The following is a 24,937-nucleotide window of genomic DNA, read 5'->3' as shown; positions in this document are numbered from 1 at the left end:
GAGACAGCGAGCAGGAGACACAGCACGATGCGCATCGGAGTTCTCACCGCAGGCGGCGACTGCCCCGGCCTGAACGCCGTGATCCGTTCGGTCGTGCACCGCGCGGTGACGCAGTACGACGACGAGGTCATCGGATTCGAGGACGGCTACCGGGGTCTGCTCGACCGCCACTACCGCGCCCTCGACCTGGACGCGGTCGGCGGCATCCTGGCCCTCGGCGGCACCATCCTCGGCTCCTCCCGGCTGGAGCGGGACCGGCTGCGGGAGGCGTGCGAGCGGGCCACCGACATGGTCGGGGAGTTCGGCATCGACGCGCTGATCCCGATCGGCGGCGAGGGCACCCTGACGGCGGCCCGGATGCTCTCCGACGCGGGCCTCCCGGTCGTCGGCGTGCCCAAGACGATCGACAACGACATCTCCGCCACGGACCGCACCTTCGGCTTCGACACCGCGGTGGGCGTCGCCACCGAGGCGATGGACCGCCTGAAGACCACCGCCGAGTCCCACCAGCGGGTGATGGTGGTCGAGGTCATGGGCCGGCACGCGGGCTGGATCGCGCTGGAGTCCGGCATGGCCGCCGGCGCCCACGGCATCTGCCTGCCCGAGCGGCCCTTCGACCCCGCCCATCTGGTCAAGATGGTCGAGGAGCGGTTCTCGCGCGGCAAGAAGTTCGCCGTGATCTGCGTCGCCGAGGGCGCGCACCCCGCCGAGGGCACCATGGACTACGGCAAGGGCGCGATCGACCAGTACGGCCACGAGCGGTTCCAGGGCATCGGCACCGCCCTCGCCTACGAGCTGGAGCGCCGCCTCGGCAAGGAGGCCAAGCCGGTCATCCTCGGCCATGTCCAGCGCGGCGGCGTGCCCACCGCCTACGACCGCGTCCTCGCCACCCGCTTCGGCTGGCACGCCGTGGAGGCCGCCCACCGCGGCGAGTTCGGCCGGATGACCGCCCTGCGCGGCACCGACGTCGAGATGGTCCCGCTCGCGGAGGCGGTCACCGAGCTGAAGACGGTCCCGAAGGACCGGATGGACGAGGCGGAGTCGGTCTTCTAGACCGTCCCGCTTCCCTCAAGTGGCCTTGTTCCGGCGGGAGTTCTACGGCTCCCGCCGGACGGCCGCCCAGAAGTCCGCCACGATCCGCTCCAGGAACTCCGCCCCGGCGGCCCCGGCCGTGCCCCCGCCGCCCCAGCCCAGGGTGGCGGTCATCCGGCCCTGGTAGTCCCGGTGCAGCGCGTCCTTAAGGACGGGGCGCTCCAGGGCGACCAGCTCCCCGGCCGGGCGCACATACGCCTGCCAGCGGGTGGTCACGGCCCCGCGCAGCAACGCGGCGAGCGGCTCGGTGCGACCGGTGACGGCCACGACGTCCGGCGGTTCGAGGCGCAGCACCCGCACGAGGTCCCCGACCTGCCGCTCGGAGCCGCGCCGGACGCCGTCCTCCTCCATCCGCAGATACGCGGGCAGGTCCATGCCGACGGCGTGGGCGACGTCCTGCGGTGCGACGCCGCGGGCGACGCGGTGCTCGCGCGGGGTGCGGGGGCGGTCGAGGAGTCCCCCGGATCGCACCACAACGCCCCGGCGAGCGCGGCGAGTTCGGTGTGGTCCGGGGCGGCGGTGCCGCGCTCCCAGGCGTGTACGTGCCCGGCGGTGACGCAGGGCAGTCCGTACGCGGAGCGCAGGGCGTGGGCGACATGCTCGGGACCCATGCCGAGCGCGCCGCGCAGCCGCCGGGCGGCACGGGCGTCGAACGGGGCGGGGGAGAGGAGGGTGGGCGCACCCCGCACAAGGTAGGCCCGGCCGGGCGGATACGGTCCGTTCCGGCAGGATCACGGATTGTCCGAACGCGCAGAGGGCGGTCGGCGTCCCCGGGGAACGGCCCGCCGTCAGCGTTCCCCGGAGACCCAGCGGTAGACCAGCTCCGGCCGCCCCACCTGGCCGTACAGCGGGCTGCGCGCGGCCCGGCCGGTGTCCACCAGGTGTTCCAGATAGCGGCGCCCGGTGATCCTCGATACGCCCACGGCCTCGGCGGCACCGGCCGCGGTGAGCCCGTCGGGGGCCTCGCGCAGCGCGCCGGTCACCCGCTGGAGCGTCGGCCCGCTGAGCCCCTTCGGCAGCGCGGCCGGCGCGGGCGCCCGCAGCGCCGCGAGCGCCCGGTCCACCTCGTCCTGTCCGCTCGCCTCGCCCGCGGCGCCCCGGAACTCGGCGTAGCGCACCAGCCGGTCGCGCAGCGTGGCGAAGGTGAACGGCTTGAGCACGTACTGCACGACCCCCAGCGAGACCCCCTCGCGCACCATCGCCAGATCCCGCGCCGAGGTCACCGCGATCACGTCCGCGTGATGGCCGGCGGCGCGCAGCGAGCGGGCGAACTGGAGCCCGTGCACATCGGGCAGATGCAGATCGAGGAGGAGCAGATCCACCTCCGTGCGGTCCAGGACGCGCCGCGCCTCGGCGCCCGTGCGGGCCTTGGCGACCGCGGTGAAGCCCGGCACCCGGCCGACGTACAGCTCGTGCGCGTCGGCGGCGACCGGGTCGTCCTCCACCACCAGCACTCTGATGGGGTCCGTCATACGGCACCGCCCTCGGCCGGCACCGGCGCCGGGCGCAGCGGCAGCCGCACCTCGAACACGGCGCCGCCCCCGGGCCCCGCGTCGGTGACCGTCAGCGCGCCCCCGTGCCGGTTCACCGCCTGCCGTACGAGGGCGAGCCCGAGCCCCCGGCCGGCGGGCCCGGCCGGCTTGGTCGTGAAACCGCGCCGGAACACCAGGTCGGCGTGGCCGGGGTCGACGCCGGGGCCGGTGTCCGCGACGCGCAGCACCAGCCCGGCCGCCGAGGTGTACGCCGTCACGGTCACCCGCGCCCGCGCGCTGCCCTGGGCCGCGTCCACCGCGTTGTCGATCAGGTTGCCGAGGACGGTCACCAGGTCCCGCGCGGGCGGGCCGCCGGACAGCAGACCGTCGTCGAGCCGGCTGTCGGGCGACACCACCAGCTCCACGCCCCGCTCGTTGGCCTGCGCGGTCTTGCCCAGCAGCAGCGCCGCGAGCACCGGTTCGCGGACCGCCGCCACCACCTGGTCGGTCAGGGCCTGCGCCAGCTCCAGTTCGGCCGTGGCGAACTCCACCGCCTCCTCGCAGCGGCCCAGTTCGATCAGCGAGACCACGGTGTGCAGCCGGTTCGCCGCCTCGTGCGCCTGCGAGCGCAGCGCCTGGCTGAAGCCCCGCTCGGTGTCCAACTCGCCCATCAGCGACTGGAGTTCGGTGACATCGCGCAAGGTGACGACGGTACCCCGGCGTTCCCCGCCCAGGACCGGGGAGGTGTTCACCACCAGCACCCGGGAGGCGGTCGGATGCACCTCGTCCACCCGGGGCCGCGCGGACAGCAGCGCACCCGTCAGCGGTGCCGGGAGGCCCAGTTCGGCCACCGACCGTCCCACCACCTCGTCCCCCTCGCCGACCCCGAGCAGCTCCCGGCCGCCGTCGTTGATCAGCGCCACCCTGTACTGCCCGTCCAGCATCAGCAGCCCCTCGCGGACCGCGTGCAGCGCCGCCTGATGGTAGTCGTGCATCCGGCTCAGCGCGGCGGCGTTCATGTTGTGGGTGTGCCGGCGCAGCCGGGCGTTGACGACGTACGTGCCCACCGCGCCCAGCAGCAGCGCCCCGCCGGCCACCCCGAGCAGCGCCGTGACCTGGTCCTGGAGCCGCGCGCTGATCCGGTCCACGGTGATGCCGGCGCTGACCAGGCCGACGATCCGGCCGCCGTCCGTCACCGGGGTCACCGCCCGCACCGAGGGGCCGAGGGTGCCGGTGTAGGTCTCGGTGAAGGTGCGGCCCGCGCGGGCGGGGGCGGTGGTGCCGAGGAAGCGTTTCCCGATCTGCCGGGGGTCCGGGTGCGTCCAGCGGATACCGGCCGGGTCCATGATCGTCACGAAGTCGACATTGGTGTCCCGGGTGACCTTCAGGGCGTACGGCTCCAGGCGCGCGCTCGGGTCCGGGGTGCGGATCGCGTCCCGGACCGCGGGGGAGTCGGCGATCGAGCGGGCCACCGCGGTGGTCTGCCGGGCGGCCGCGTCCTCGGCCTGCCGGCGGTCGCTGACGTAGGCGAACAGCGCGTATCCGGCCACCACCACCGCTATCAGCACCGCCTGCATGGCGAACAGCTGGCCCGCCAGGCTGCGCGGGCGGGTCAGGGACCAAAGGCGCATGCCAGCCAGTGTGCCCTCGGTTGTGGCGTGAACTAAATGAACGCAAGCGTGACCGCCCTCACAGGACGGGAGATAGTCACCGCGTTCCCCAGCAGCACCCGGACGTGAGCCGCACGCCGGTCGTGCACCGACGACGACGTCGACGAAGACGTCAAGGAGGGCAGTCGTGGCCGCCACCACCCCCGATACGGCAGCTGCCGCACCCCGCGCCCGGCGGGACCGGACCCATTACCTGTACATCGCCGTCATCGTGGCCGTCGCGCTCGGCATCGCCGTCGGACTCATCTGGCCGGATGCCGCCGTCCGACTCCAGCCGCTGGGCACCGGGTTCGTCAATCTGATCAAGATGATGATCTCGCCGATCATCTTCTGCACGATCGTGCTCGGCATCGGATCGGTGCGCAAGGCGGCCAAGGTGGGTGCCGTCGGCGGTATCGCCCTCGGCTACTTCCTGGTGATGTCACTGGTCGCGCTCGCCATCGGGCTGGTCGTCGGCAATGTGCTGCACCCCGGCGCCGGGCTCCATCTGACCGGCGCCCTCAAGCAGAGCGGACACGCGCAGGTCAGCAGCGACGCGCTGCCGCCCGTCGACTTCGTGCTGTCGATCATCCCCCAGACCTTCGTGTCCGCCTTCACCGAGGGCCAGGTGCTCCAGACCCTGCTGGTCGCCCTGCTCGCCGGGTTCGCCCTCCAGGCGATGGGCGCGGCCGGACAGCCGGTGCTGCGCGGCGTCGAGCACATCCAGCGGCTCGTCTTCCGCGTCCTGGCCATGGTCATGTGGGCCGCGCCGGCCGGCGCGTTCGGCGCGATCGCCGCGGTCACCGGCTCGGCCGGGCCGGCCGCGCTGAAGAGCCTCGCCGTGCTGATGCTCGGCTTCTACGTCACCTGCGTGCTGTTCGTCTTCGTGGTGCTCGGCGCGGTGCTGCGGATCTTCGCCGGGGTCAACGTCTTCTCCCTGTGCCGCTACCTGGCCCGCGAGTTCCTGCTGATCCTGTCCACCTCCTCCTCCGAGTCCGCGCTGCCGCGCCTGATCGCGAAGATGGAGCACCTCGGGGTCAGCAAGCCGGTCGTCGGCATCACCGTGCCGACCGGGTACTCCTTCAACCTCGACGGCACGATGATCTACATGACCATGGCGTCGCTGTACATCGCGGACGCGCTGGGCACCCCGATGTCGGTCGGCGAGCAGGTCCCGCTGCTGCTCTTCCTGCTGCTGGCGTCGAAGGGCGCGGCGGGCGTCAGCGGCGCGGGCCTCGCCACGCTGGCCGGCGGCCTCCAGTCGCACAAGCCCGCGCTGGTGGACGGCGTCGGACTCATCGTCGGCATCGACCGGTTCATGAGCGAGGCACGGGCCCTGACGAACTTCGCGGGCAACGCGATCGCCACGGTGCTGGTGGGCACCTGGACCAAGGAGATCGACACGGCGCGGGTGGCCAAGGTGCTCTCCGGTGAACTGCCGTTCGACGAGACCGTGATGGACGTGACGGCGGGTACCGTGGCCGGGGCCCCCGAGCCCCGGGAGGAGCGGCTGGCCACGGCATAGCCCCCGGTCGGCCGACTTTTCGGCCCCTCCTTCTCCGGATGTCCGGCTCCGCCTGAACCGGGGCCGGGCATCCGGCCGTTCACGGACCCGCGGGCGCGGACTCGCCCTGTCGTGGGCTACAGGTCCGCACTCACCTTGGTCACCAGGGCGGTGGCCAGCGAGGCGGGTACACCCGCCGCGGTCAGGACGGTGACCGTGGCGGCGCGGCCCGCCTGTTCCGTCGCCAGGAGGCCGTCGTTGACCGCCTCCATGACCGCGAAGAGCGTCTGCTCGTGCACATAGGCGAGCGCCGGTGCGGGCAGCGGTGAGCTGAACACGCCGTCCTCCAGGCCCTGTTGGAGCACCCGGACCTTGGCCGCGCGGACCGGGGCGAGCCGTTCGCGGATGCCCTGGACGGTGACCGTGCGCTGGGCGAGGGCGATCAGCAGCCGGTAGCGGTCGGCGGTCGCCCACAGCGCCAGCACGGAGCGGGCCAGCGCCTCCGCCGGGTCCCTGACCCCGGTGCGCCCCGCCGCGTCCGCGTCCGCGAGCGCCTGCACCGCCTCGTCGATCAGGGTGCTGATCAGCGCCTCCCGGCTGGGGAAGTGGCCGTACACGGTCCGTCGTACGACTCCGGCGGCGCGCGCGATCTGGTCCATCGACGCGTCCGGGTCGCGCAGCAGCTCGGCGAGGGCGACGTCGAGGATGCGGCGACGGTTGGCGTCGGCGCGGCTGGGGTTACCCGTGGTCATGGGGGCCATTCTGCACTTCCTCACCCGACTTGCACAGCACTGTGTAACGGCGTACATTGCACATCGTTGTGCAATTGCACGATGATGTGCAAGTCCGTCGCGAACCTGAGGAAGGCAAACCCCTGCCATGCGACTCGTCATGACCGAACCGGTCGAGAAGATGGAGCGCCCCTACGCCCGGCGCTGGTGGGCCCTGCTGGTGCTCTGCCTGAGCCTGCTGATCATCGTGATGGCCAACACCGCCCTCACGGTCGCGGCGCCCGACATGACGAAGGACCTCGGGCTCTCCAGCGCCGACCTCCAGTGGGTGATCGACGGCTACACCGTGCCCTACGCGGCGCTGATGCTGCTGCTCGGCGCGATCGGCGACAAGTACAGCCGGCGCGGGGCGCTCGTGCTCGGCCTGCTGGTCTTCGCCGGCGGCGCCGTCTTCGGCTACCTCGCGGACAGCGCGGCGACCGTGATCGCGGCGCGCGCGGTGATGGGCGTCGGCGCGGCGCTGATCATGCCGGCCACGCTGTCGCTGCTCGCGGCGACCTTCCCGCGGGCCGAGCGGGCCAAGGCGATCGTGCTGTGGACCGCGACGGCGGGCCTCGCCATCGCCGCGGGCCCGGTGGTCGCCGGCGCGCTGCTGCGCGGCCACGGCTGGTCCTCGACCTTCCTGATCAACGTGCCGATCGCGCTCGTCGCCCTCGTCGCCGCCTTCGTCCTGGTCCCGCCGTCCAAGGCCGGCCACCACGACCGCATCGACTACGTCGGCGGCCTGCTGTCCGTGATCTGGACCGGCTCGCTGGTCTACATGATCATCCAGGGCCCGCACTTCGGCTGGAGCGGCAAGGCCGTCGCCGCCGCCGTGATCGCGGGTGTCGGCCTGATCGCCTTCGTCCTGTGGGAGCTGCGCCACCCGCGCCCGATCCTGGACGTCCGCCGCTTCGCGCACCGCCGCTTCGCCGGCTCCAACCTGGCCGTCGCCCTGTTCTTCCTGGCCGTCTTCGGCGCGTTCTACTTCCTGACCCAGCACCTCCAGTTCGTCCTCGGCTACGACGCCCTGGAGACCGGCGTACGGATGCTGCCGCTGGCCGGCGCGGTGTTCGTCGGCTCGGGCCTCACCGGCTGGCTCACCCCGCGCGTCGGCATGAAGTGGACGGTCAGCGCGGGCATGGTCCTCGGCACGCTGGCGCTGGCGCTGCTCACCCAGGTGGACGCGGGCTCGACGTACGGCGACTTCCTGGCCCCGCTGATCATCCTCGGCCTCGCCATCGGCCTCGCCCTCTCGCCCTGCACCGACGCGATCATGGGCGCGTTCCCCGAGTCCGAACTGGGCGTCGGCGGCGCCGTCAACGACACCTCGCTGGAGCTGGGCGGCTCGCTCGGCATCGCCATCCTCGGCTCGCTGCTGGCCACGTCGTACGGCAACCACCTCACCGACGCCACCGCCGGCAGCAAGCTCCCGCCGAGCGCCCTGGAGACCGCCCAGGACTCGGTCGGCGCGGGCTACGCCGTCGCCCAGGGCATCGCCGACAAGGCCCACCAGGCCGCCGCCCAGGCCGCCCACGCGAGCAGCCCCCAGCAGGCCGCCGCGCTCAAGCAGCAGGCGACCGAACTCGCCGCGGGCGCCCACCGGATGGCCGACGCCGTCGGGTCCTCCTTCTCCTCCGCCGTCGCCCACACCAGCCTGGTCGGCGCGGTCATCCTCGGTGTCGGCACGGTCCTGGTGGCGTTCCTGCTGCCGCGCCGCGCGGCGACCGAAGAGGTGAAGGAAGCGGAGAAGGAACTGGCGGAGACCACCACCGGCTGACGCTTTCGCGCCGACATCCATTAGCGTGCCGTTCCGGACGACCGGAACGGCACGCTCGTGCGTGCCGTCTGTACCTGCATGGAGGCACGGGGGACATGAAGATCGACTGGGACCGGCGGACCTGCGCGCGCAAGGGGCATGTGACCTACGCGCCCGACGATCCGCGGCTGCGGGTACGGCTGCACGCGCAGACCGGGCTCGGGGACGCGTGGCGCTGCCTGCGCTGCGGGGACTTCGTGCTCGGGGAGCCGCACGGATCGGGGCCGGCGCAGGACGCGCCGCTGGTGCCGCGCGGCAAGGTGCTGCGGGACCTGTTCATCCTGCGCTTCCTCGCCATCGAGCGGGCCGTGCGCGGGGTGTTCATAGTGCTGGTCGCGGTGGCCGTGTGGAAGTTCAGCAACAGCCAGGACGCGGTGCGGCGGCTGTTCAACGAGTACCTGACCGTGCTGCGCCCGGTCTTCCGGCACTTCCACTACGACCTCGACCACTCACCCGTGGTCGGCTCCATCCAGAAGGCGTTCGGCTACCGGCACTCCACGCTTCTCCTGGTCGCGGGCCTGCTCCTCGCCTACGCCCTGATCGAACTGGTCGAGGCGGTCGGCCTGTGGCGCGCCAAGCGCTGGGCGGAGTACCTCACGGTGGTCGCCACCGCCGCGTTCCTCCCGCTGGAGATCTACGAGCTGACCGAGAAGATCAGCTACCTCAAGATCGCCACCCTCGTCCTCAACATACTCGCCGTCCTCTACATCGCCCTCGCCAAACGCCTCTTCGGCCTCCGCGGCGGCCGCCGCACATTCGACGAGGAACGCCACAGCGCGTCCCTGCTGGAGGTGGAGGAGTCGGCGGGGGTGCTGGTCTGAGACCACCGTGCGGCGTCGCCCTCCCTCCCACCGGTCGCGGGAGGGAGGGCGACGCCGTGTGCGGGTGTTCCGCGGCGGCCGGCTCAGTCGTTCCGGACCAGCTGTTCGATCCGGAACCCCAGGTCGGGATCCACCCGGGCGACGACCCGCTCCGGCGGGTCGGCTTCCCCTCGGTCGGCCTGGCAGCGGAGTCCGAACGGGGTGGGGCGGGTCGTCAGGCCCCGCCCGCCGGCGCGGTGTTCATGAAAACGATGGCCTACTGGCGTGGACGTAGACATCGCCCTTGGCGATGTCGTCGACCTCTTCGGCCGGTACGGCAAAGAAGCCGGCCAACCGCAGGATGCCGATCAATGCCGTCTGCATGAGGAGAACGACCTCGGCATGATGTTTCCATTCTGGCGCCGCCGGGTCCCGCCGTTCTGTCACTGCCTTTATGCCGGCCTCTGCCAGATTCGGTGCGCTCCAGCGAATATAGAGGCCACCGGCGTGATCATCCTGGCTGTCGTCGACTTCTACCTGGGCGCCGGGCTGTTTTGTCACTTCCGGACGCATGGTGTGTGCGGGAATACCGGCACGGTGCAGTTCCCGGCAGACTCGGTCTGCGAGTTCATGCCCGACGGCGATGTTTTCGTCCGAGGCGAACGGATGACCGTGTGCCTCAGCCTCGGATCGATTCTCGGGATCTCTGTGCTTCAACGGGGCATCTCCTGGCTTCCTCGCCGGCAGTCGTTGCGTTGCGTGTCCATACGCGTGAGGGGGAGCGCCGGGAGTTTTTCCAGCGCCTCCCTCTTTCCGTGTCACTCAGGCTGGGTCGGTTGACCGGAGCGGGCGAACTTTCCGCGCTCGAACGTGTCGAGCAAGTGCTGCAGCATATAGTACGCGCCGGGTCCATCCGGAGTCGAATAGGTTACCGGAATACCCTCCAGGAGCGGAGAGCACTTGTTCTCGCAGGGGCTGCGTTCACTGTAGAGTTCCGAGATCTGGTTCTTGTTGAATCCCTTTTCCTCCAGCTTCTGTATGATCAATTCCTCCGAGTGGAGCCCCTTGGGGATATTCGCGAAGACGACGAAGTCGTCCTTCGCGCCGGTGGTCGCGGCCCACCCCGGAACCCTCGCAGCCGCGATGTTCCGGCCGAACTTGTACCTGAGTCCGCTGGCCACCCGGAACTTGTACGCGACCACGGCCAGTTCCGAACTGGCGTACGGAATCATGCCTTCGCACGCGTTGTTCGCGGAGAGTGCGAACGCGGCCCTGCCGCGCTTCGTGCACGTCTCGTACAGTCGCTTGAGGACCTTGGCGCCGATTCCTTCTTTCGCCAGCGGCGACAGACCGTCCAGGCCGCGCAGTGCCTTGTAGGCGTCTTCGAAGTCGATGCCGGTCCTGGCGGCGGCGTCGAGTGCCTTGACCGCCTTGGTGATGTCGCTGAGGGCGCCTCCCAGAGGGAAGTAGGTGGCGTACACCCAGGCGCAGCCGCCGGCGCTGCCGTGGAGGCAGTCCATCATGTCGTCGGCGAAGAACGAGAAAAGGATCGACCCGGCCACGTCGCCGAAAAGGCTCTGCCATCCGGCGCGGACGATGTCCTTGCCGGAGAAGTGATGCTGCCAGTTCTCGATCTTGACGTTCTTCAGTGTCGACCGCTGGAGGAACTGCCACGCCGGCTTCGGGCAGCCGTCGGCCGTGGCCTGTGCCCCGTCGTCGGTGCACAGGTAGAAGTCGGCCTCGTAGGTGACGACCAGGTTGTATGCGGCGTCGCAGCCCGTTATGCCCGCTTGCGGCATCGGGGGACACTCGCCGATCTGCTCGGAACTGACGATCTCGACGGTGGACTCGTCCGGGACGGCGAACACGCCGGGAATGCCGGTACCGGATCCCTTGGACGCCTGCTTGTTGGCCTGCTCTCGTTCGGTGCGGTCGGCCGCGTCCTGGGCGTCCTTGGCGTACTTGTCGGCGTCCTTGGCGGCTTGTTCGGCCACGGTCGCGGCGGTGTCGGCGCGGTCGGCGGCCGCTCGGGCGTCCTTGGCGTCCTGTTCGGCCTGGTCGGCGGCGGAGCGGGCGGCGGAGGCGTCGAGTTCGGCGGCGTCTGCGGAGGCGCGGGCGTCCTTGGCGTAGCCCTCGGCGTTGCCGGCTGCCTTGTCTGCGGCCGCGGCGTCGGTGGCGGCCTGTTTGTCGTAGTCGACGGTGCGGGTCAAGGACGCGGCGGCGGCCGATGCGGCCGTGGCGGCCTCGGCCGCGTAACCGAGGGCCTCCTTGGCGTAGGTGCGGGCGTCGGCCGCGTACCGGGCGGCGCCCGCCGCGTGCTGGTACGCCTCCTTCGCGTCGCCCTTCGCCTGGTCGGCGAGGTTCTTGGCGGCGTCCGCCTCGGCGGCGGCGTTCTTGGCGTGGGCGTCGGCGACGGCCCGCTGCTGGTCGGCGATGGACTTGGACGCCTGCCCGGTCAGGACCACCAGGGCGGCCGCCGAGTCGGTGTCGACGTACGGGGAGCCGAGCTGGATCGCGTCGTTGGCCGGGTTCGCGACCTGCTCCGCGGCCTTCCCGGCGTCGACGGCGGCCTGCGCGGTGACATGCGCGAACCCGGCGGCCTTCGCGGCGGCCGCAACGGCCTTGCCCGCCTCGGTGTCGGCCTGGTCGGCCTGGTTCTCGGCGTCCCCGGCGTGCTGTTCGGCCTCGTCGGCGAGCTTGACCGCGGCTTTCGCCTCGGCCGCGGCGTCCTGGGAGGCCGCGATGGCGTCGGCCACCGCGCTGGTGGCGGTCCGGACCGCCGCGTCCGCCTTCAGCTTGTCCGCCTGGGCGGCGTCCGCATCCGAGCGGGCCCGCTCGGCGGCTGCCTCCGCACGGGTTGCCGCGGCGTCGGCGTCGGCCGCCGCCTGGGTGGCCGCGTCCGCGTCCGCGCGAGCTTTCGTCGCCGCCGTCTCGGCTTCGGTGGCGGCCTTGTCCGCGTCGTCGGCGGCGGAGCGGGCGGCGTCGGCCGCGGCCCCCGAGTCGAGGGAGTCGGCGTAGGCGTCCTTGGCGTCGGCCTTGGCACGAGCCGCGTCCGCCTTCTGTTCCGCGTCCCAGGCGTCGTCACGCATGGCCTTGGCGTGGTCACTGGCCTTGACGGCGTCGTCGCGCTTGCCCTGGGCGGTCTTCTCGGCCGCGTCCGCCCTGTCCTTGGCCGCCCCGGCCTTGGTCGCCTGCGCCTCGGCAGCCTGCTTGTACTGGGCGGCGTCGGCCCGTCTGGCGGCGGCCGTCTCCTTCTCCGCCTTGGCCGTCTTCTCCTCGGCCTGCGCGGCCAGCCGCTTGGCGTGGGCATCCGCGGCGGCCGCCTTCGCGTCTCCCTCGGCTTTCAGCGCGTCACCGAGTCTGGCCTCGGCGGTCTCCTTGTCCGCCTTGGCGTTGTCACGGTGCACCTTGGCCGCGTCCGCGGCCGCCCTGGCCTGTTCCTCGGCCGCCTTCGCGGCCTCCTCGCGGAACTCCGCCTTGACCTGTGCGGCCTGCGCCAGCGCACGCTGCGCGATCGTCGCGCTGTCCCCGGCCGAGGCACGGGTGGCCGCCTCCGCCGTCTCACCGGCCTTCTCCATCGCCTGGAGCGCGGCCACCGCGCCCCGGGTCACCTGTGCCTTCTGCTGCCCCACCAGCAGACCCCGGCCGCGCGGCGCGCCCTGGGCGTCGGCGATGCCGTACGCGGTCTGAAGAGCGGCATCCGAGACGCCGCCGGCATTCCTCGTGGTGGCCAACTGTGCCTTGAGCATCGCCAGTTTCGCACCGGCGCCGTTGCGGGCAGCGGTGACACCGGCCGTCGCCTTGGTGAACTGGGCCTTGTCCGGGTACGACGGTTTGCCGGTGCCGTCGTGCGACTGGGCCACCACACGGATCTTCTGCGCGTCGGTGCCGTTGCACGTGTACAGCTGGCTGTCTTTGCCGTTGTCGAACGAGTGCAGGTCCAGGCACTTGTCGGTGGCGGCGTTGCGCAGCTCGCCCGCGGCGCGGACGTCGAACTGCCACTGCTGGGCCGCGGTGCCGTTGCACGTCCACACCTGGATCTTCGTACCGTTGGCGTCGGCGGCGCCCTTCACGTCCAGGCACTTCTGCGCCTTGGTGTTGTACAGGGCGTAGCCGCCGTCGTAGGAGCCCCAGAGCTTCCATTGCTGGGCAGTGCCGCCGTTGCAGGTGTAGATCTGCACCGGGGTGCCGTCGGCCGTCCCGCCGCCCTGCACGTCCAGGCACTTCCCGTTGGCCGCCTCGACCTGCATGACCAGGGAGCCGTCACCGATCCAGCCGACGCCGCCCGGCGACCAGTAGTCCTGCCAGCGCGTGAGACGGTCCGCGACCCAGGAGTTCCCCAGCATCTCGCTCAGCGCCTTCGCGCCCTTGGACAGGGCGTCGACCGCGGACTTGTTCGCGTCCAGGATCCGGTTGCGCTGCGCGGCCTGCGAGGAGACTTCCTGCTGCCACTCGTCCGCGGCGGTGGACGTGACATCGCCCAGCACGCCGTCCGGGTCCAGTGGGTCGCGCCAACCACACGCCGCGAAGCGGGACTTCACATCCTCCACCGCGATGCGGTACTCCGGCGTCCCCGGCTGCGGAGCCTTCCGCGGGAAGCCGCCGGAGGACAGGAAGAGCCGAGCGTCGTCGGCGCCCGCGTTCGTGCCGGGGAGGCCGTGCATCCACTGGAACGCATCGTGCTCGGCCCACGCCCGGTCCCGCTCCTGCGGGGTCATCCCGGACGTGTCCGGGTCCTTGCCGTAGAGGGCGTTGCCGAGGTCGTCGACGGCCTTGAGGGTCTTGCCATCGGCCTCAGGGGTCTCGTCCCGGTAGAAGTCGTCGTCCTCCTGCCAGAACCGGTCCGCGACCCACTTGCTCAGACCGGTCTGGTTGTAGAAACTCTGGTCACCGTCCGGCGGCCAGTGGAAATCCGCATCGGTGAACCCGGCCGGGGTGGCCAGGCCGTCGAGAGGCTTCTTCCAGCCGGCCCGGAGCGCGTCGAGGGATTCCAACTGCTTGCCAGCCGCGTCCCGGTCGCTCTTGTACGCGACGGCCAGCGGCGTCTGCTCCCAGTTCTTCCGGCCGGCGAGAGCATGCAGCTTGTCCGGGCTCTGGTTGAGGCCGTCCTGCGCGGTCGCGGCCATCGACGGCCCGCCGAGGCGCAGCACGTCGGTCATCAGGCACTGGTCCTGCCGCAATTGCTCGGCAGCCGAGTCCTGGTACCAGGGATAGGAGTCGGCGGCCGGTTCGGCGCTCAGCCGGGCCAGACCCGGCTGCACCGCGAGACCGGCCACGACAGCCAGCGCGGCCACGGATGACACACCCGCGGTCAGCTTCCCTGATCTTCGTGACCCGGGCAGGCGTAACCAGGATCTGGAGCGCAAAGGAGCGTCCCCCTTCTTCACGGTCGGACGGCCGGACCGGGAGATCCGCCGTACGACGGCAGCAGAAGGCTCTGGCACGAGCAGAGCGCTCCCCGCGCACGCAGGTGTTCCCCCGGTCATCGAGCGATGTGCGCGCAACAACGGATTGGTCAAGATCCGGCAAGGCGCGGCGATACCTTACGCATACACGGAACGCGCAGTACAGAGCGTTATGTGCGGGTCGCGCAGCGTTGGCCTGAACCTTTTGCGGTGTTCCGGCACCCGGATCGACGGGCGATGTGTGGCCTCACCATGAGGAACTTGTGCGTCTCCTGTGTGTCTTCCATGGCGATGGAGGGAAGGTCCGTGGTCGGAGACGGCCGGTTTTCGACCTGGTGGGCGACGGAGCCCGGAGGTGGGCCGGGAGGGCCGCGTCCGCATACAAGTAATCCCCCGGGTAATTGCGTCCGGGGGATTTCTGCGCGTATATTTGGCGGTTCGTGACTTCAAGTGCGACCAGTCACGGAAAAGCTTTGTGGGCACAGTATATCCGGGCGGGAGCGGAATTGTCAAACACCGAATTTCCAGACGATGAATTGCGTCGCGAGCAGGAATTCATCGACGGACTGTACGCGCGCGTCGACGTGCTGCGCGGTGACGCCGAGACCTCGGTCGGGGACGCGCTCGCGCAGGGCGACAAGCCCATGCAGGCCCGGCTGGAGCGGGACATCCTGGTGGCGGAGCGGTCGGGGCTGCTCGCCGCGCTGAACGCCGTCGACGGCTCGCTCTGCTTCGGCCGGATCGATCTCGCGAGCGGTACGACGCACCACATCGGCCGGATCGGACTGCGCGCGGACGACGCCGAGCACACGCCGGTGCTGATCGACTGGCGTGCCGAGGTCGCCCGGCCCTTCTACCTGGCCACCGGGCACACCCCGATGGGGCTGCGGCGGCGCCGGCACATCGCCACCGAGGGCCGTACCGTCACCCATCTCCACGACGAGATCCTGGACCTCGGCGACGCCACCCGCACCGGGCACGAGGACCACAACGGCGACGCCGTGCTGCTCGCCGCGCTGAACTCGGCGCGCACCGGCCGGATGGGCGACATCGTGCGCACCATCCAGGCCGACCAGGACCGGATCATCCGGGCGCCGCACCGGGGCGTGCTGGTCGTGGAGGGCGGGCCCGGTACCGGCAAGACCGCCGTGGCCCTGCACCGGGCCGCGTACCTCCTGTACGAGCACCGGGAGCTGCTGGCCCGCCGCGCCGTGCTGATCGTCGGGCCCAACCCGGCCTTCCTCGGCTACATCGGCGAGGTGCTGCCCTCCCTCGGCGAGACCGGCGTCCTGCTCGCCACGGTCGGCGAGCTGTTCCCCGGGGTGAGAGCCACCGCCGCCGACACCCCCGAGGCGGCCGCCGTCAAGGGGCGCGCGGACATGGCGGACGTGCTCGCCGAGGTGGTCCGCGACCGGCAGGCGCTGCCCGACCCGGTCCTCGCGATCGAGCACGACCGCGAGGTGCTGATGCTGGACGACGGACTGGTGGGCGTCGCCCGCGAACGCACCCGCGCCGCGAAGCTGCCGCACAACGCGTCCCGCGAGTACTTCGAGGGCCACATCCTCAACACCCTCACCGAGCTGTACGCCGAGCGGGTCGGCACCGACCCCTACGACGGCAGCAGCCTGCTCGACGCCTCCGACATCACCCAGATCCGCGACGAACTGGCCGAGAACCCCGAGGTCTGGTCCGCCATCGACCGGTTGTGGCCCCGGATCACCCCGCAGCGCCTGATCGCCGACTTCCTCGCCGAGCCCGAGGGGTATCTGAGCGACGCGGACGCCGCCGCGATCCGCCGCCCGGTGACCCGCGCCTGGACCGTCGCCGACGTGCCGCTGCTGGACGAGGCCGCCGAACTCCTCGGCGAGGACGACCGGTTGGTCCGCTTCCGCGCCGATCGCGAGCGCGCGACGCAGATCGCGTACGCGCAGGGCGTGCTGGACGTGTCGTACGCGTCGCGGACGTACGAGTTCGAGGACAAGGAGGACGGCGACCCGGACGGCTCGGAGGTGCTGTCCGCGCACGACATCATCGACGCGGAGCGGTTCGCCGAGCGGCAGGAGGAGGCGGACCACCGCAGCGCGGCGGAGCGGGCGGCGGCCGACCGGACCTGGGCGTTCGGGCACATCATCGTGGACGAGGCGCAGGAGTTGTCGCCGATGGCCTGGCGGCTGCTGATGCGGCGCTGTCCTACCCGCTCGATGACCCTGGTCGGCGATCCCGCGCAGACCGCGGAGGCGGCCGGGGCCGGCTCCTGGTCGGAGATCCTCGCGCCCTACGTCGAGGACCGGTACGAGCACACCCGCCTCGGCGTCAACTACCGCACCCCGTCCGAGATCATGGACCTCGCCGCGGCCGTGGTCCGCGCCGAGCAGCCGGACTTCCGGCCGCCCAGCTCGGTGCGCTCCACCGGGGTACGGCCCTGGGTACGGCGGGAGGACGACGACCTGCCCGGCGCGGTGGCCAAGGCGGCGGCCGAACTCGCGCCGGTGGAGGGCAGGTTGGCGATCATCGCGCCGCGCCGGCTGCACCGGGCGATCGCCGCCCGCCTGGACGGCGTCACCGCCGGCGCCGAACCCGACCTCACCCGGGCGGTCGTGCTCCTCGACCCGCGCCAGTCCAAGGGCCTGGAGTTCGACTCGGTCCTGGTGGTCGAACCGGCCGAGTACGGCACCAGCGACCTCTACGTCGCCCTGACCCGCGCCACCCAGCGGCTGGGCGTCCTGCACACCGGCGACCTGCCGCGGGCGCTGGCCCAGCGGGACGGGTAGACCGGCCGGCCGAGTGACCGGCGGGCCCCGGAGAACCCCTCCGTCTCCGGGGCCCGCCCCTGTGCGGGGTGCGCCTCAGGCCGGTCGCAGCCACACGGTGGCCAGCGGAGGCAGGGTCAGGCGGATCGCGGTCGGCTGCCCGTGGGCGTGCTGGGGTTCCGGCTTCAGGGGGCCCGGGTTGGCCACCCCGCTGCCGCCGTAGCCGAGGGCGTCCGTGTTCAGGACCTCCGTCCAGGCCGGGACGGAGTCGGGGACGCCGACGAGGTAGTCCGGGCGGACGACCGGGGAGAAGTGGCAGACGGCGAGCAGCGGCGAGCCGGAGGCGTCGTGGCGCAGGAAGGCGAGGACGTTGTCGGACGCCGAGTCGCCGGCGATCCACTCGAAGCCCGAGGGGTCGGTGTCGCGCTGCCACAGCGCCGGGGTGGCCCGGTACCGGGCGTTCAGATCGCGGACCAGGTCGCGCACGCCCCGGTGGTCGGCGGCGGCGGGGTACGCCGGGTCCAGCAGCCACCAGTCGGGTCCCGCGGCCTCGGACCACTCGGCGCCCTGGGCGAACTCCTGCCCCATGAAGAGGAGCTGCTTGCCGGGATGGGCCCACATGAAGGCCAGGTAGGCGCGCAGGTCGGCGCGCCGCCGCCACCAGTCGCCCGGCATCTTGGAGACCAGGGACCCCTTGCCGTGCACCACCTCGTCGTGGGATATCGGCAGCACGTAGTTCTCGCTGTACGCGTACACCATGGAGAAGGTCAGCTCGCCGTGGTGGTAGGCGCGGTGCACGGGGTCGTGCGCCATGTACTGGAGCGAGTCGTGCATCCAGCCCATGTTCCACTTCAGGCCGAAGCCCAGCCCGCCGAACCCGCTCGGACCCTGCACATGGGTCGGCCGGGTCACCCCGTCCCAGGCCGTGGACTCCTCGGCGACGGTCACCACACCCGGGCAGCGCCGGTAGACCGTGGCGTTCATCTCCTGGAGGAAGGCCACCGCGTCCAGGTTCTCCCGGCCGCCCCGCTCGTTCGGCCGCCAGGCCCCGGGCTCGCGCGAGTAGTCCAGGTAGAGCATGGAGGCCACCGCGTCCACCCGCAGCCCGTCCACATGGAACTCCTCGCACCAGTACACGGCGTTCGCCACGAGGAAGTTGCGCACCTCGCGCCGCCCCAGGTCGAACTCCAGCGTGCCCCAGTCGGGATGCGCGGCCCGCAGCGGATCGGGGTGCTCGTACAGCGGGCGCCCGTCGAACTCGGCCAACGCCCACGCGTCGCGCGGGAAATGGGCCGGCACCCAGTCCATCAGCACCCCGATACCGGCCTGGTGCAGCCGGTCCACCAGGTACTTGAAGTCGTCCGGGGTGCCCAGCCGGGCCGTCGGCGCGTAGAAACCGGTGACCTGGTAGCCCCAGGAGCCGCCGAAGGGGTGCTCGGCGACCGGCATCAGCTCCACATGGGTGAAGCCCATCTCCGTGACGTACGAGGTGAGTTGGTCGGCGAGTTCGCGGTACGTCGAGCCGGGGCGCCAGGACGGGAGGTGGACCTCGTACACGGAGAACGGCGCCTCGTGCACCGGGGTGTCCCCGCGGTGCGCCATCCACTGCGCGTCCTCCCACACATGGTGCGAGACATCCACGACCGACGAGGTCGCGGGCGGCGCCTCGGTGCGGCGGGCCAGCGGGTCGGCGCGCTGGGTGTGCGAGCCGTCCGGGCGGGTGATCTCGAACTTGTACAGCTCGCCCTCGCCGACGCCCGGCACGAACAGCTCCCAGACGCCCGAGGAGCCGAGCGAGCGCATCGGGGACCCGGCGCCGTCCCAGAAGTTGAAGCCGCCCGCGACCCGGACGCCCCGCGCGTTCGGCGCCCACACCGTGAACCGGGTTCCGGGCACGCCCTGATGCGTCAGGACGTGCGCGCCGAGCGCCCGCCACAGCTCCTCGTGCCGGCCCTCGCCGATCAGATGCAGGTCCAGCTCGCCGAGCGTGGGCAGGAAACGGTAGGCGTCCGCCGTCTCGTGGACCGTGTCGCCGTACGCCACCCGCAGTCGGCTCGACTCCGGTACGGCGTCCAGAGGGAGCAGTCCGGAGAAGAAACCGTCCCCGTCGTCGCGCAGTTCGGTGCGCAGCGGGCCGCAGCGGACGGTGACCGAGCGGGCGTGCGGGCGCAGCGCGCGGTAGGCGACCCCGCCCGGCACCGGGTGGGCGCCCAGCACGGAGTGCGGGTCGTGGTGGGTGCCGGCCAGCAGCCTGGCGCGGTCCTCGGCGCCCACGGCCGGATCGGGTTGGTGATTCTTCGACGTCACGAGCGAGTCTCCCGGGGCGAGAGTCGGGTCAGTGAGGGTCGGACACGGCGAGCCGGCGGATCGCCGACAGCGGCACGGGCAGCCAGTCGGGGCGGTGGCGGGCCTCGTACACCACCTCGTAGACGGCCTTGTCGGTCTCGAAGGCGCGCAGCAGCACCGGATCGGTGCGCGGATCGCTGCCGGACACCTCCGCGTACCCGGAGCAGTAGGCCGCCCGGCAGTCGTGTGCCCATCGTGCCGGGGCCGAACTCGCCGAGCAGGCCGCGTAGTCGAAGGAGCGGAGCATCCCCGCGATGTCCCGCGCCGTCGGCTGCGGCAGCCGCCGCTCGGCGGGGGGACGGGCCGGTTCCCCCTCGAAGTCGATCAGCGACCACTCCCCGGACGGCGCGCGCAGGCACTGCCCGAGATGGAGGTCGCCGTGGATGCGCTGCGCGGTCCAGGTGCGGCCCCCGCCGGCCAGTTCGGCGAGCGCGGTGTACGCCGACCGCAGCCCCGGCTCGTACGGCAGCAGCGCCGGTACGGCCTGGACCGCCGCCGCCAGCCGCTCGGTCATCTGGTCGACCAGCGGCCCGAGTTGGGCGGGGCCGAGGGTGACCGTCGGCAGGGCGCGGGCCAGCGCGGTGTGCACCTCGGCCGTGGCCCGGCCCAGCGCCCGCGCCTCCATGGTGAAGTCCTCGCCCTTGGCCAGCTCGCGCAGCGCCAGCTCCCAGCCATCGGCGGCACCGCTGACGAACGGCTGCAACACCGCCAGTACGTACGGCTGTTCGTCCAGCTCGGTGTGCAGCCACGCGGTCGGCGCGGGCACCCGGGGGCAGCCCTCGCGGGCCAGTGCCAGCGGCAGTTCCAGATCGGGGTTGACGCCGGGGACGACCCGCCGGAACAGCTTGAGAATAAACGTATCTCCATAGACCACCGAGGAGTTGGACTGCTCGGCGGCCAGCATCCGGGCCACCAGATGGGGCCGGATCTCCTGCCGCGGGTCCCGCTCGAAGCGCAGCCCCCCGACGCGGGCCCCGGTGCGCAGGGCCTCCAGGAGCACCTCGGCGGGCCGGCGGTCGTACAGGGCGTCGTACACCGTGCGTCCGGCGAGCGGGCCCTGGGTCGCATGGCCGATCAGCGCGGGCGCCAGCCGGGGTGGCAGCGCCTCGCGCGCGCCTATGAGGAGCTGGTAGCAGTCGCCGGGGTGCGCGGACTCCGGTGGCTGGTGGACGCGCAGCAGGACGTGGTACAGCTCCAATCTGCTGTTGCGGGGGAGGAGTTGAGTCACGGCCACGGGCGTGAACCCGGTGACCGGGCGGCCCTTGCCCGCGAACCAGCGCTGCCGGGGCAGCCAGGCGCGCAGCAGGGGGGCCAGTGAATCGAGGGTGGTGCTCGCCGAAGGGGTGACCGCTTCCGTCACGGGCGTCACGTCCTTTCCCCGGATCTGGTCGGGGTGTCACTGATGGGTGCCCGGGACGGGGCGACGGAAACGCTCCGCCGCCCCGCGCGGCGGTACTACGCCGGGTCGCGACGCAGCCGGAACCAGTAGAAGCCGTGTCCCGCCAGGGTCAGCAGGTACGGCAGTTCGCCCACCGCGGGGAAGCGGACCCCGCCGAACAGCTCGACCGGGTGCCGTCCGCCGAAGCGGCTCAGGTCCAGTTCGGTGGGCTGGGCGAAGCGGGAGAAGTTGTGCACGCACAGCACCAGGTCGTCCTCGTACTCGCGCAGGAAGGCGAGCACCGCCGGGTTGGAGGACTGGAGTTCGTCGTACGAGCCGAGTCCGAAGGCGGGGTTCTGCTTGCGGATCTCGATCATGCGCCGGGTCCAGTGCAGCAGCGAGGACGGCGAGGACATCGACGCCTCGACGTTGGTGACCTGGTAGCCGTAGACCGGGTCCATGATCGTGGGCAGGAAGAGCCGCCCCGGATCGCTGGAGGAGAAACCGGCGTTGCGGTCCGGGGTCCACTGCATCGGCGTGCGGACGGCGTCGCGGTCGCCGAGCCAGATGTTGTCGCCCATGCCGATCTCGTCGCCGTAGTAGAGGATCGGCGAGCCGGGCAGGGACAGCAGCAGGGCGGTGAACAGCTCGATCTGGTTGCGGTCGTTGTCGAGCAGCGGCGCGAGGCGGCGGCGGATGCCGATGTTGGCGCGCATGCGGGGGTCCTTGGCGTACTCCGCCCACATGTAGTCGCGTTCCTCGTCGGTGACCATCTCCAGGGTCAGCTCGTCGTGGTTGCGCAGGAAGATGCCCCACTGGCAGCCCGAGGGAATCGCGGGCGTCTTGGCGAGGATCTCCGAGACCGGGTGGCGCGATTCCCGTCGTACCGCCATGAAGATGCGCGGCATGACCGGGAAGTGGAACGCCATGTGGCACTCGTCGCCGCCGCTCGGGAAGTCCCCGAAGTAGTCGACCACGTCCTCGGGCCACTGGTTGGCCTCGGCCAGCAGCACGGTGTCCGGGTACTGGGTGTCGATCTCCTTGCGGACCCGCTTGAGGAACTGGTGGGTCGCGGGCAGGTTCTCGCAGTTGGTGCCCTCGCGCTGGTACAGATACGGCACCGCGTCCAGCCGGAACCCGTCGATGCCGAGATCCAGCCAGAACTTCAGCGCGGAGATCATCTCGTCCTGCACCGCCGGGTTCTCGTAGTTGAGGTCCGGCTGGTGCGAGAAGAAGCGGTGCCAGTAGTACTGCTTGCGTACCGGGTCGTACGTCCAGTTGGACGCCTCGGTGTCCACGAAGATGATGCGGGCGTCCTGGTACTGCTTGTCGTCGTCGGCCCAGACGTAGTAGTCGCCGTACGGCCCGTCCGGGTCCCGCCTGGACTCCTGGAACCACGGGTGCTGGTCGCTGGTGTGGTTCATGACGAAGTCGATGATCACGCGCATGCCCCGCTGGTGGGCCGCGTCGACGAACTCCACGAAGTCGGCGAGGTCACCGAACTCCGGGAGCACGGCGGTGTAGTCCGAGACGTCGTAACCGCCGTCTCTCAGGGGTGACTTGAAGAACGGCGGCAGCCACAGGCAGTCCACGCCGAGCCACTGGAGATAGTCGAGCTTGGCGGTCAGGCCCTTCAGGTCGCCGACGCCGTCGCCGTTGCTGTCCTGGAAGGAGCGGACCAGGACCTCGTAGAAGACGGCACGCTTGAACCAGTCCGGGTCCCGGTCCCGGGCGGGAGTGTCCGCGAAGGTGTCCGGGACGGGCTCATTGACGATCATATGGTGGGTGACCCTCCGATCTGCGGGTTGGACGGTCGCAGGACGGTGAAGACGTGCGCGGGGCGCCGGCCCGGTTCGAGGCGCACATAGTTGGCCCTGCCCCAGTGGTAGGTCTCGCCGGTCAGCTCGTCGCGCACCGGCACCGACTCGTGCCATTCCAGGCCGAGTTGCGGCATGTCCAACGAGACCGTGGCCTCCTGGGTGTGGTGGGGGTCGAGGTTGGCGACGACCAGAACCGTGTTCGATCCCGCACGCTTGGAGTAGGCGATCACCGCGTCCTTGTCGGCGTGGTGGAAGTGCAGGTCACGCAGCTGTCGCAGGGCGGGGCTGCGCCTTCTGGCGGCGTTCAGGCGGGTGATGAGCGGCGCGATCGTACGGCCCTCACGTTCGGCCGACTCCCAGTCCCGGGGCCGCAGTTGGTACTTCTCGGAGTCGCGGTACTCCTCGCCGCCTTCCCGCAGGGGGGTGTTCTCGCACAGCTCGTAGCCGCTGTAGATGCCCCAGGCGGGGGAGAGGGTCGCCGCGAGCACGGCACGCACCTCGAAGGCGGGGCGACCGCCGTGCTGGAGGTAGGCGTGCAGGATGTCCGGGGTGTTGGGGAAGAAGTTGGGCCGCATGTAGGCCGCGCTCTCGCCGGACAACTCGGTGAGGTAGTCGGTGAGTTCCTGCTTCGTGTTGCGCCAGGTGAAGTAGGTGTACGACTGCTGGAAGCCGATCTGCGCGAGGGTGTGCATCATGGCGGGGCGGGTGAAGGCCTCCGCCAGGAAGATCACGTCCGGGTCCTTGCGGTTGATCTCGGCGATGACCCGTTCCCAGAACACCACCGGCTTGGTGTGGGGGTTGTCGACGCGGAAGATCCGCACCCCGTGGTCCATCCAGTGCCGCAGCACCCGGACCGTCTCCGCGATCAGCCCGTCCATGTCGGCGTCGAAGGCGATCGGGTAGATGTCCTGGTACTTCTTCGGCGGGTTCTCGGCGTAGGCGATCGTCCCGTCCGGACGGTGGTGGAACCACTCCGGGTGCTTCTGCACCCAGGGGTGGTCCGGGGAGCACTGGAGGGCGAAGTCCAGGGCGATCTCCAGGCCCGACTTCCGCGCCTCGCCCACGAAGTGGTCGAAGTCCTCGATGGTGCCGAGGTCCGGGTGGACCGCGTCGTGCCCGCCCTCGGGGGAACCGATCGCCCAGGGGACGCCGACGTCGTCCGGACCGGCGCCGAGGGTGTTGTTGGGGCCCTTGCGGAAGGTGCTGCCGATCGGGTGAACCGGCGGCAGGTAGACGATGTCGAAGCCCATCTCCGCGATCGGCTTCAGCCGCCGGGCCGCCGTACGGAACGTACCGTGCGGATGCTCGGCGGTCCCCTCGCTGCGCGGGAAGAACTCGTACCAGGAGCCGTACAGGGCCCGCTCCCGCTCGACCAGCAGCGGCATCGGGTCCGAGGCGGTGACCAACTCCCGCAGCGGGTAACGGTCCAGGACCTCCCGCACGGGGGGCCGTAGCGCCTCCGCGAGCCGCCAGGGGGCCGGGCGGTCCTCGTCCCGCAGGACGGCCGCCGCGTCCAGGACCGTGCGCCGGTGGGACTTCGGGACCCCGGCGGCGGCGCGCTCGTAGAGCCGGGCGCCCTCCTCCAGCACCAGTTCGGTGTCCAGACCGGCCGGGATCTTGATGCTCGCGTGGTGCCGCCAGGTGCCGAGCGGGTCGGCCCACGCCTCGACCGTATACGTCCAGCGGCCGGGCGACCCCGCCGTGACGGTGGCGCCCCAGCGGTCGGTGCCCGGAGCGAGTTCCCGCATCGGCGTCCAGGGGCCGCGCCGGCCCCGGGGGTCGCGCAGCACCACATTGGCCGCCACCGCGTCGTGCCCCTCGCGGAACACGGTGGCCGAGACCTCGAACGACTCCCCGGTCACCGCCTTGGCGGGCCGGCGCCCGTGCTGGACCACCGGGCGTACATCGAGGACCGGGATGCGGCCGACGGCGGTGACCTGCCTCGACGGCGCCCCGGCAGGGGACTTGGCGCGTTTCCTGGCAGCTGTCTTCTTCGCCGCCCCCGAGGGCGCGCCGCCCGGGGGCGGGTCGGTGCCCGGCGGGGACGACGACGAGGCGCGCGCGGCGGCCGACGAGGTCTGCGTGGCGGCTGACGAATGGTGCGTGGCGGGCATGACCGCTCCTGTCCGCGT

General features: G+C 71.5%; 14 protein-coding genes and 1 pseudogene. 5 read left to right on the top strand and 10 right to left on the bottom strand.

The window, feature by feature from the left end:
- Positions 1–27: 27 nt before the first annotated feature.
- The gene (locus tag QHG49_RS11540) at positions 28–1,053 is read left to right on the top strand and encodes an ATP-dependent 6-phosphofructokinase (protein ID WP_145491051.1); all 1,026 of its coding nucleotides are present in this window, start codon (positions 28–30) and stop codon (positions 1,051–1,053) included.
- Positions 1,054–1,095: 42 nt separating this feature from the next.
- Here the strand turns inward: QHG49_RS11540 and QHG49_RS11535 are convergent.
- The 3 genes and pseudogenes from QHG49_RS11535 to QHG49_RS11525 all read right to left on the bottom strand — a co-directional run bounded on the left by QHG49_RS11535 (position 1,096) and on the right by QHG49_RS11525 (position 4,195).
- A pseudogene (locus QHG49_RS11535) lies at positions 1,096–1,703 on the bottom strand (XRE family transcriptional regulator).
- Positions 1,704–1,880: 177 nt separating this feature from the next.
- The gene (locus QHG49_RS11530) at positions 1,881–2,564 is read right to left on the bottom strand and encodes a response regulator (RefSeq protein WP_145491047.1); all 684 of its coding nucleotides are present in this window, start codon (positions 2,562–2,564) and stop codon (positions 1,881–1,883) included.
- Positions 2,561–4,195, bottom strand: coding sequence for a sensor histidine kinase (locus tag QHG49_RS11525; RefSeq protein ID WP_301489266.1), 1,635 nt, complete (start codon positions 4,193–4,195; stop codon positions 2,561–2,563). The genes QHG49_RS11530 and QHG49_RS11525 overlap by 4 nt, the downstream gene beginning before the upstream one ends.
- A gap of 166 nt (positions 4,196–4,361) precedes the next feature.
- Between QHG49_RS11525 and QHG49_RS11520 the strand changes: the two genes are divergently transcribed.
- Complete coding sequence (locus tag QHG49_RS11520; protein ID WP_159705110.1) at positions 4,362–5,738, top strand: cation:dicarboxylate symporter family transporter; 1,377 nt, start codon at positions 4,362–4,364, stop codon at positions 5,736–5,738.
- A 116-nt stretch (positions 5,739–5,854) separates the two neighbouring features.
- Here the strand turns inward: QHG49_RS11520 and QHG49_RS11515 are convergent, their stop codons facing one another.
- Entirely contained in the window at positions 5,855–6,478 is a 624-nt protein-coding gene (locus QHG49_RS11515; protein ID WP_159705113.1) for a TetR/AcrR family transcriptional regulator, read from the bottom strand.
- A gap of 118 nt (positions 6,479–6,596) precedes the next feature.
- On the opposite strand from QHG49_RS11515, the gene QHG49_RS11510 reads away from it, so the two are divergent.
- Together QHG49_RS11510 and QHG49_RS11505 are read left to right on the top strand one after the other, a co-directional pair.
- Positions 6,597–8,267: an MFS transporter gene (locus QHG49_RS11510; RefSeq protein ID WP_159705117.1), complete on the top strand. Its 1,671-nt coding sequence runs from the start codon at positions 6,597–6,599 to the stop codon at positions 8,265–8,267.
- 95 nt (positions 8,268–8,362) lie between these two features.
- Entirely contained in the window at positions 8,363–9,127 is a 765-nt protein-coding gene (locus tag QHG49_RS11505) for a DUF2127 domain-containing protein (protein WP_145491038.1), read from the top strand.
- Between the two features lie 240 nt (positions 9,128–9,367).
- Here QHG49_RS11505 and QHG49_RS11500 read toward each other — a convergent pair whose 3' ends face one another.
- Both QHG49_RS11500 and QHG49_RS11495 read right to left on the bottom strand, forming a co-directional pair.
- Positions 9,368–9,823 carry a hypothetical protein gene (locus QHG49_RS11500; protein ID WP_301489260.1) on the bottom strand — a complete coding sequence of 152 codons (456 nt, stop codon included), beginning with the start codon at positions 9,821–9,823 and terminating at the stop codon, positions 9,368–9,370.
- A 101-nt stretch (positions 9,824–9,924) separates the two neighbouring features.
- Complete coding sequence (locus QHG49_RS11495; protein WP_301489258.1) at positions 9,925–14,400, bottom strand: RICIN domain-containing protein; 4,476 nt, start codon at positions 14,398–14,400, stop codon at positions 9,925–9,927.
- Positions 14,401–15,047: 647 nt separating this feature from the next.
- Here QHG49_RS11495 and QHG49_RS11490 point away from each other — a divergent pair.
- On the top strand, positions 15,048–17,282 hold the full coding sequence (locus QHG49_RS11490; RefSeq protein WP_301489257.1) for an AAA family ATPase: 2,235 nt from the start codon (positions 15,048–15,050) through the stop codon (positions 17,280–17,282).
- A 75-nt stretch (positions 17,283–17,357) separates the two neighbouring features.
- On the opposite strand, the gene glgB is transcribed toward QHG49_RS11490, so the two are convergent.
- From glgB to QHG49_RS11470, 4 genes are all read right to left on the bottom strand, one after another.
- Positions 17,358–19,568: a 1,4-alpha-glucan branching enzyme gene (glgB, locus tag QHG49_RS11485; protein ID WP_301489255.1), complete on the bottom strand. Its 2,211-nt coding sequence runs from the start codon at positions 19,566–19,568 to the stop codon at positions 17,358–17,360.
- A 28-nt stretch (positions 19,569–19,596) separates the two neighbouring features.
- Entirely contained in the window at positions 19,597–20,967 is a 1,371-nt protein-coding gene (locus QHG49_RS11480; RefSeq protein WP_301489253.1) for a phosphotransferase, read from the bottom strand.
- A 95-nt stretch (positions 20,968–21,062) separates the two neighbouring features.
- Positions 21,063–22,763: a maltose alpha-D-glucosyltransferase gene (gene treS, locus QHG49_RS11475; protein WP_301489251.1), complete on the bottom strand. Its 1,701-nt coding sequence runs from the start codon at positions 22,761–22,763 to the stop codon at positions 21,063–21,065.
- Positions 22,760–24,919: an alpha-1,4-glucan--maltose-1-phosphate maltosyltransferase gene (locus QHG49_RS11470; protein ID WP_301489249.1), complete on the bottom strand. Its 2,160-nt coding sequence runs from the start codon at positions 24,917–24,919 to the stop codon at positions 22,760–22,762. The genes treS and QHG49_RS11470 overlap by 4 nt, the downstream gene beginning before the upstream one ends.
- Positions 24,920–24,937 lie beyond the last annotated feature (18 nt).

This window comes from Streptomyces sp. WP-1 (genome assembly GCF_030450125.1).
Lineage (GTDB): Bacteria > Actinomycetota > Actinomycetes > Streptomycetales > Streptomycetaceae > Streptomyces > Streptomyces incarnatus.
Note: the sequence above shows the minus strand (reverse complement) of the source record. Positions and strands in the feature narration are given on the sequence as shown.